Below are 8,331 nucleotides of genomic sequence, written 5' to 3' on the forward strand. Positions count from 1 at the left end.
AGAGTTTATGCAGAAAAGTTCCGCGATTCGACATGCCACCAGGCGGGTAGCAGGGCCTGGATCTCGGGGCGGGCAAAGCGGTCGTCGATCAGGTGGACGGTGCCGCGGTCGCTGGTGGTGCGGATCACGCGGCCGGCGGCCTGCACGACCTTCTGCAGGCCGGGGTAGAGGTAGGTGTAGTCGTAGCCGGCGCCGAATGCGGTTTCCATGCGCGCCTTGATCTGTTCATTGACGGGATTGATCTGCGGCAGGCCGAGGGTGGCGATGAAGGCGCCGATCAGGCGGTCGCCGGGCAGGTCGATGCCTTCGCCGAAGGAGCCGCCCAGCACGGCGAAGCCGATGCCCTGGCCGCCGGCGCGGAAGCGGTCGAGGAAGGCGTCGCGGGCGCTTTCGTCCATGCGCCGTTCCTGGCGCCACAGCGGTACGTGCGGGTGCTGCGCGGCGAACAGTTCGGCGACCTTTTCCATGTAATCGAAGCTGCTGAAGAAGGCCAGGTAGTTGCCGGGCTGGCGCTGGTATTGCTCGCCCATCAGCGCGGCGATCGGCGCCAGCGAGCGTTCGCGGTGCTGGTAGCGGGTGGAGATGTGGCTGGCGATATGCACCTGCAGCTGTTGCGCTTCGAATGGTGAGGCGACGTCGACCCAGGCGGTATCTTCCGGCATGCCGAGCGTGTCGGCGTAATAATTCCAGGGGCTGAGCGTGGCGGAGAACAGAGCCACCGTGTGCGCTGCTTCAAAGCGCTGCTTGAGGAAGGGCGCTGGCAGGATGTTGCGGATGCAGAGCACTGAATTGACGCGCCCCGCTGCGGCGCCGCGTCCGCTGTCGCTTTTCTCGACATCGAACAGCGAGTGCTCGCCGAAGCTTTCCGCCAGGCGGCCGAACAGCAGGGCGTTGAAGTAGAAGTCCAGCACGTCGGCATCGAACCAGGCGGGGTGCTCGGCCATGTAGTCGCCGATCTCGGTGCAGGCATTCTGCAGCGCGGCCATGAACTTTTCGGGCAGCGCGGCGTGGCTGGCGTAGGCACCATCCTGCTCCTTCTCCAGCGCGCTCCATTGCCGGTGCACGCGGTCCAGGGGCTTGCGCAGTGCTTCCGGTGCGGTCTTGCGCAGCACGCGCAGGCGCACGTGGTCCATTTCGGCCGAGTACATCTTGCGCGCGCGCGAGACCATATTGTGTGCTTCGTCGGCCAGCACGCCGACTTTCCAGCCGTTCATCTGTGTCTGCGAGTACAGCATGGCGCTGAGGTCGAAGTAGTAGTTGTAGTCGCCCACCACCACGTCGGCCCAGCGCACCAGCTCGGACTGCAGGTAGTAGGGGCAGACCTGGTGCGCCAGCGCCACTTCGCGCACGGCGGCGCGGTCCAGCATGGGCAGCTGCAGCGCGGCGGCGCGGGCGCCGGCCAGGCGGTCGTAGAAGCCCTGCGCCAGCGGGCACGATTCGCCGTGGCAGGCTTTGTCGGGGTTCTCGCAGGCGGTGGTCTTGGCGGCCAGTTCCAGCGCGCGCAGCGGCAGCAGCGGTGCGCTGCGCTTGATGGTTTCCACCGCGCCGAGCGCCATGCTGCGGCCGCTGGTCTTGGCGGCCAGGAAGAACACCTTGTCCAGGCCATGCTCGGCGCTGGCTTTCAGCAGCGGGAAGATGCTGCCGATGCTCTTGCCGATGCCGGTCGGCGCCTGCGCCAGCAGTGAGCAGCCGCGCGCGCTCGCTTTGAACATGGCTTCCGCCAGCTGGCGCTGGCCGGGGCGGAAGTCGGCGTGCGGGAAGCGCAGGGCGCGCAGCTGTTCGTCGCGTGCGTGGCGGTGCGCCAGTTCCTGCTCGGCCCAGGCGATGAAGCGGCCGCATTGCTCTTCGAAGAAGGCGCGTAGCGTGGCGGCGTCGGCTTCCTCCGTCAGCACGGTCTCTTTCTGCGAGCCGATGTCGAAGTAGACCAGCGCCAGGCGCAGCGCAGGCAGGCCGCGCGCCTGGCACAGCAGGTGGCCGTAGACCTTGAGCTGGGCCCAGTGCAGGATGCGGTGGTTGGCCGGCTGGCGCGCCAGGTCGCCGCGGTAGGTCTTGATTTCTTCGAGCTGGTTCTGGCGCGGGTCGTAGCCGTCGGCGCGGCCGCGCACGTGCAGCGGGCCGAAGTCGCCGGACAGGCTGACCTCGCGTTCGTAGCCTTCATCGCGGCGACTGGCGACGATGGCGTGGCCTTCGATGCCTTCCTGCGCGGTTGGCGTGGGCGTAAAGCGCAGGTCAAGGTCGCCTTGCTTGGCGGTGAACTCGCACAGGGCGCGGACGGCAATCGTGTAGCTCATTCTTGCCAGGCCAGGTAACAGACGGAGACCGGCATGCCATGCTCGGCGCAGTAGTCGATCCAGCGCAGCTGGTTGTCCTGCAGGCGGTCGCCCGGGCCTTTGACTTCGACCATGCGGTAGCGGCGCTGCTCCGGCCAGAACTGGATCAGGTCGGGGAAGCCGCTGCGGTTGGATTTGATGTCCAGCAGGATGCGCTCGAACCAGCGCCGCAGGTGCGCCGCCGGGATGCAGGCCAGCGCCAGGTCCAGCAGCTCATCGTCGATGGCGTCCCAGTACACGAAAGGCGACTGCAGGCCGGCCTTGGCGGTAAAGTTGGCGCGGATGGTGTCGCCGTAGCTGCCGTCGTCCAGGCGCGCGAAGCAGGCGTCGAACAGGGCGGCGCGGCGGCGCTGGAAGTCGGCGCTGTGCAGGTCGGCCGGGCCGTGGTGGAAGGGGTGGAAGAAAGCGCCGGGAATGGCGGCGAACACCGCGTCCCAGCACAGCAGGCCAAACAGCGAATTGGCCAGCGCGTTCTCGACGTAGAAGCAGGGTGCTTCGTCCTGCCACAAATGGTCGCGCACTACGCCTTCGACCCACCAGTCCTCGCCAGGCATGGGCAGCACCAGGTCGATGCGCTCGACCGGCGTTGGTTTGTGGGCTGGGGCGCGCACGTGGCCCAGCTTGCGGCGCAGGCGCGGCGCCATGCGCAGCAGCTGCTGGCGCTCGGCCTCGCTCTCCGGCGCGGCTTGCGCGCGCTGCAGCCATTCATAGGCCAGCCCCAGGCGCTCGTCCTTTTCCAGCACGCGGATGGCGCGCGCGCGGGCGCCGGGATAGGCGCACTGTTCGTACAGCTCGAAGGCGCCGGCCCAGTTGCCGAGCTTTTCCAGCTGCTGGCCGAACTGGAACAGCATTTTCTGGCGGCGGCTGAGCAGCCATTCATTATCGCCGGCCAGCGCCGGCAGTTCACGCGCCAGCTGCAGCGGGTCCTCGCCCTCGGCAAAACGTTCGCGGCAGGCGTGCAGGGCCAGGTAGTCGTCGATGTCGCGCCGCGAACGGAAGCCGCGCGCGGCGGGCGAAAACTCGACCTTTTCGTAGCGGTAGATGCCCAGGTTGGATAGCACGAATTCCGACCAGTCCTGGTGGAAGTTACCGAAGAAGATCAGGCGCAGCCGGTCGCACAGCGGCTTGGACAGGATATGGTAGACCTGGTCGCCGGCATCGGCATACCAGGCGCTGAAACGGTGGCTGCCTTCGTGGCGCTCGCGCAGGGCTTCCAGCTGGTCGGCCTTGCGTGCGTTGCGTTCGGCGCCGCTCAGCGCGAACACGCGCGTGATTTCCGGCTTTTGCAGCAGGTCGAACAGTTCGTCCAGCGTCAGTTCGGGGTCCTGCACCACCCAGCCTTGCTCGACCAGGGGCGCGGCGGCGCCCAGCGGGCAGCCGATTTCCGGGTAACTGAGCTTGGAGGCGCGGAACAATTCACCCTTGCGCATGACCATGCGCACGAACAGGGCGCGCGCGGGCTGGGGCAGGGTGGGGAAACGGGCCAGGAATGTGGCTTCCTCGGCGGTCAGCAGGTCGCTATAGCGCTCGCCAATCCAATGCAGGACCTGGTGGAAGTTTTCCAGGTAGTAGAACGGATTTTCAAGGACTTGGTTCATGCAGGCGGCGCGGCGCGAAAACTGTATTTATATACAGTATAACGCGCCGACACCTGCGTTGTCAGCCCTTCTTGCCGGCGGCGCTGGCTTTTTCGACCTGCTGTTCGAACGCCTTGACGGCGTCGCGCGTGGCCTGGGTCACCTGTTCATAGCCCTTGAAGGCGTTATCGATGGCGGTTTTGACAATTTCCACCGCGTTGTCCGAGCCGGGGCGCACGTTCTTGGTCACGTCGTAAATCAGCGCGCTCAGGTTGGATTTGGCTTCCGCCAGGTGGGCGTCGGCGGCTTTGTGGAAGTCGGCCGACATTTCCGACAGCAGGGCACCCAGCTGCTGGTTGTAGGCGTTGGTGGCGGCCATGCCGGGCTGCAGGCGGGCATTGATCACGTCCATGGCCTCCTGCGGGGTGGCGGCGGCGCTTACCTTGCGGCCGGCGTCGACCTGGTCGTCCAGCGCTTTTTTGGCGGTAGCCATATTCAGGGCCACGGCCTGCTCCACGCCCTGCATGGCGCGGCTGGTCAGGGTGTTGAAGGTCTCCAGCTGGAATTCAAACAGGGTCTTGGTCGCGTTGGCGAACTGCTCGGGATTCTGAAACATACGGTCTCCTTCGTTGTCGTTGGGATGGCGCTGCTTCTTGCTTTGGCTTCATTATTTAGTACGCACCAACTTTTCGCAATGGGCATCTTTGTAAGGCCCGGCGATCTGTACCCAGCCTTCGCCCAGCGGCGTTTGCGAACAAGTTCTCTGGCCGTCGAGGCGGCTCTGGTACAGGTACCAGTATGCCGGAGCGGCCAGGGTGGCGCCGGCGGCGCCGGCAAGCAGCAGGAACAGGGCGAAGCGGCGTTTCATCGTGGTGCGCTCAGGGGGAGGTGGAGGGTGAAGGTGCTGCCCCGGCCCGGCGTGCTGTCGACTTCAATATGGCCGGCCAGCACCCCGGTCACGATATTGTGCGTGATGTAGAGGCCTAGGCCGGACTGGCCGGCGCCCAGGCGGGTGGTGAAGAACGGGTCGAAAATGCGGCGCAAGTGTTCCGGCGCGATGCCGGCGCCGTTGTCGGACACGATCAGCAGCACCTCCTTCCCCTCCACATCGGCACTGATCTCCACCTGGGCGCCACCCGGCGGCGGCGCGGCGAAAGCGTGGACGATGCAATTGTCGACCAGGTGGCCCAGGGCCTGCACCAGCGGGCCGGGGTAGCTGTCCATCCGCAGGCCCGGCGCCACATCGAGCCGCAGGTGCGGGCGCGGTTGCGGCAGGCTGGCCCACAGGGGCGCCAGCAGTTCCTGCAGCAGTTGCGCCAGGTCGAAGCTGCGGCGCTGGGCGTCGGTGGTATCGACGGCAATCTGCTTGAAGCTGGCCACCAGGCTGGCGGCGCGCTGCAGGTTGCGCTGCAGGATTTCGCCCGCCTGGCGCGCCTGGTCCAGGTAGGTATCGAGTTCCGAGCGGCGGATGCCGGACTCCATCTGGCCCGCCAGCGCCGAGGTATGGTCGGCCAGCGTCGTGGCGGTGACCAGGCTGTTGCCGATCGGCGTGTTCAGCTCGTGCGCCACGCCGGCCACCAGTGCCCCCAAGGCCGCCAGTTTGTCGCGCCGCACCAGTTCATCCTGCGTCATGCTGAGGTTTTCCAGCGCCGATTGCAGCTCCTCGTTGGTCAGTTCCGCCTGGTGCATGGCGCGCGACAGTTCGGCGGTGCGCGCCTCCACCAGTTCCTCCAGGTGGGTGCGGTGGCGCAGCAGCTCGGCCTCGCGCCGCGCGCGTTCGATGGCGATACTGGCCAGGTGGCTGGCGACGCCGATCAGGCGCTGCTCCTCCGCGTCGGGCCGGCGCACCGTGCGGTAATACATGGCGAACGAACCCAGCACCGTATGCTCGTCCTGCAGGATGGGCATGGACCAGCAGGCGCGCAAATCGTAATCCTTGACCAGGTCGCGGTAGGGTGCCCAGAGCGGGTCATGTTCGATGTCGGACACCACCACTGCTTCGCGCCGGTGCATGGCGGTGCCGCAGGAACCGACGCCGGGGCCGATGGCCAGCCCCTCCAGCAGCGCGGTGTAGCCTGCCGGCAGGCTGGGGCAGCAGGCGCAATGCATATGCACGCCATCGTCATCCAGCAGCATCACGGAGCACAGCACGCCGTCCGACTGGGACTCCACCAGGCGCACCAATGCCTGCAGCGTCTCCTGCAGCGGCACGCCGCGCGCCACCATTTCCAGCAACTGCTCCTGGCCGACGCGCAAAGCTTCGGCGCGCTGGGCGCCGGTGACATCCACCAGGCGGATGTGGAACAGGCGCCGGCCCGGGCGCGTGATGCGCACGCCGCGCACCTCGCATTCCAGGGTGCGCCCGCTGCTATGGCGGAAATCGATACGGTGCACGCGCAACTCGCCGGCCTGCACGCGCTCCATCATGGCCGCCAGTTCGGCCGGATCGCACAGCTCGGCCAGCGGCGTGGCCAGCAGCTCCAGCGCGCTGCGCCCGAGCAGCTGCTCGGCGCGGTGGTTCAAGTCGACGGGACGGCCGGATTCCATGTCCAGCAGCAGGACCGCATCGGGCGACGCGGCTGCCATCATGTGGTAATTCACTTCCAGGTCGAAGCCGCCGATGCGCCGGCCCTCCAGGGCTGTCAGCACATGATCGACGACGCTGGTGGTGGCCAGCGGCAGGCTGAAATAGCCATCGGCCCCGGCCCGCGCGGCGCGCTGCTGTTCCTCCAGCGAAGGACGGTGCGACATGAGCAGGACCGGAATGCGGCGTCCCGTGTGCGCCTGCGCCAGCTGGCCGGCGAGTTCCAGTTCCGCGCTGCCCGCCTGTGCCACATCGAGCAGGACCAGCGCAACCCGTCCGGAAGCGGCCACGCGCAAGGCATGCTCGCCGCTGGTGACCGATTCAACGCGGTAGCGGTGCTGCGCGAGCGCCAGCTCCAGCCCCGCTACATCGAGGCTGGCGGCGGTTGCGACCAGGATGGTGTCGTAGTTCTCCACGTCGCCAGTGTATTACACCTGCGGCGCAACGATGCGCGGCAAGTTGTCCTCGATCCAGTCGACCAGCACTTCCAGACGCTCGGCCACCTCGCGCCCCAAGGGCGTCAGGCTGTATTCGACATGGGGCGGGATGACCGGCAGGGCAGTGCGCAGGACGAAGCCGTCGCCCTCCAGGGCAACCAGGGTCTGCGCCAGCATCTTCTCGCTGACGCCGCCCACCTCCTTGCGCAGCTGGCTGAAGCGGTGCATGCCGCCCAACAGCACCACCAGCACCAGCACGCCCCAGCGGCTGGTGACATGGCTCAGGACGGCCCGCGACGGGCAATCGGGCGCCAGCACATTGCCGGGCCGCGCACATTGGCGCGCCAGGGCCGCGCGCAGCGATTTAGAAGTTTTTTCCATACTTACCAAAAAGTACGTACTTACGAAAAGTTAGTGTAGATCCTATTATAGCCCCACGTCATTCTTAACCAAGGAGAAAAACATGATCGTGGTCACTGGCGCCTCGGGCGCACTGGGTCAATTGGTGGTGCAAGGCCTTCTGGACAAGGTCCCGGCGGCGCAAATTGTGGCGGCCGTGCGCGACCCGGCCAAGGTGGCGCACTTCGCGGCGCGCGGCGTCCAGGTGCGGCAAGCCGACTACAACGACCCGGCCAGCGTGGACGCAGCGCTGGCCGGCGCCGAAAAGGTGCTGCTGGTCTCGTCCGACACGGTAGGGCAGCGCCTGCCGCAGCACCTGAACGTGGTCGCCGCCGCCCGCCGCGCCGGCGTGCGCCTGCTGGCGTACACCAGCATCCTGCGTGCCGACCGCTCGCCGCTGGCGCTGGCCGAGGAGCACGTCGCCACCGAAGCAGCGATCCGCGACAGCGGACTGGCCTACAGCTTCCTGCGCAACGGATGGTACCTGGAAAACTTCGACAGCCGCATTGCCGGCGCTGCGCAGCGTGGCGAAGTACTGGGCAGCGCCGGCGACGGCCGGATTTCCGCCGCAGCCCGCGCCGACTACGCCGCCGCTGCTGTAACGGTTTTGACGGCGGACGCACCCCAGCCGGTGTACGAACTGGCCGGCAGCACATCCTTCACGCTGGCCGAACTGGCCGCGGAAGTAGCGCGCCAGACTGGCCGGCCGGTCAGCTACCGCGACATCGCGCAAGCGGACTATGCCGGCGTGCTGTCCAGCATCGGCGTACCGGCGCCCTGGCCGAGCCTGCTGGCCGATGCCGACGCCGGCACTGCGCTGGGCGGCCTGTTCGATGAAGGGAAGGCGCTGGAAAAACTGATTGGCCGGCCAACGCGCAACGTGGCGCAGGCGGTGGAAGCGGCCCTGAAATGAAAAAAGCTCCCGGAAGGGAGCTTTTTTGCGGAATTCTTGGTGCCCACGGAGGGACTCGAACCCCCACACCTCGCGGCACATGGACCTGAAC

The 8,331-nt window shown here is 67.0% G+C and carries 7 protein-coding genes; 1 reads left to right on the forward strand and 6 read right to left on the reverse strand.

The features are described from left to right. Positions 1-5: 5 nt before the first annotated feature. From ACE3TQ_RS22700 to ACE3TQ_RS22725, 6 genes are all read right to left on the reverse strand, one after another. A complete protein-coding gene (locus tag ACE3TQ_RS22700) occupies positions 6-2,291 on the reverse strand; it encodes a helicase C-terminal domain-containing protein (protein WP_374585274.1) in 2,286 nt (761 codons plus the stop codon). Beyond that, on the reverse strand, positions 2,288-3,928 hold the full coding sequence (locus ACE3TQ_RS22705; protein ID WP_374585276.1) for a VRR-NUC domain-containing protein: 1,641 nt from the start codon (positions 3,926-3,928) through the stop codon (positions 2,288-2,290). Before ACE3TQ_RS22705 ends, ACE3TQ_RS22700 begins: the two co-directional genes overlap by 4 nt. A gap of 61 nt (positions 3,929-3,989) precedes the next feature. Beyond that, positions 3,990-4,523: a phasin family protein gene (locus tag ACE3TQ_RS22710; RefSeq protein ID WP_374585278.1), complete on the reverse strand. Its 534-nt coding sequence runs from the start codon at positions 4,521-4,523 to the stop codon at positions 3,990-3,992. A 51-nt stretch (positions 4,524-4,574) separates the two neighbouring features. Further along, a complete protein-coding gene (locus ACE3TQ_RS22715) occupies positions 4,575-4,775 on the reverse strand; it encodes a hypothetical protein (protein WP_374585280.1) in 201 nt (66 codons plus the stop codon). Further along, positions 4,772-6,907 (reverse strand): ATP-binding protein, encoded by a 2,136-nt coding sequence (locus ACE3TQ_RS22720; RefSeq protein ID WP_374585282.1) that lies wholly within the window; start codon positions 6,905-6,907, stop codon positions 4,772-4,774. Before ACE3TQ_RS22720 ends, ACE3TQ_RS22715 begins: the two co-directional genes overlap by 4 nt. Positions 6,908-6,919: 12 nt before the next feature. Continuing rightward, positions 6,920-7,309, reverse strand: coding sequence for a winged helix-turn-helix transcriptional regulator (locus ACE3TQ_RS22725; protein WP_374585284.1), 390 nt, complete (start codon positions 7,307-7,309; stop codon positions 6,920-6,922). Positions 7,310-7,391: 82 nt separating this feature from the next. Here ACE3TQ_RS22725 and ACE3TQ_RS22730 point away from each other — a divergent pair, with 82 nt between their 5' ends. Then, positions 7,392-8,240 (forward strand): NmrA family NAD(P)-binding protein, encoded by an 849-nt coding sequence (locus tag ACE3TQ_RS22730; RefSeq protein WP_374585286.1) that lies wholly within the window; start codon positions 7,392-7,394, stop codon positions 8,238-8,240. The last annotated feature ends 91 nt before the right edge of the window (positions 8,241-8,331 follow it).

This window comes from Pseudoduganella sp. (assembly GCF_041914865.1).
Classification (GTDB): Bacteria; Pseudomonadota; Gammaproteobacteria; order Burkholderiales; family Burkholderiaceae_D; genus Rugamonas.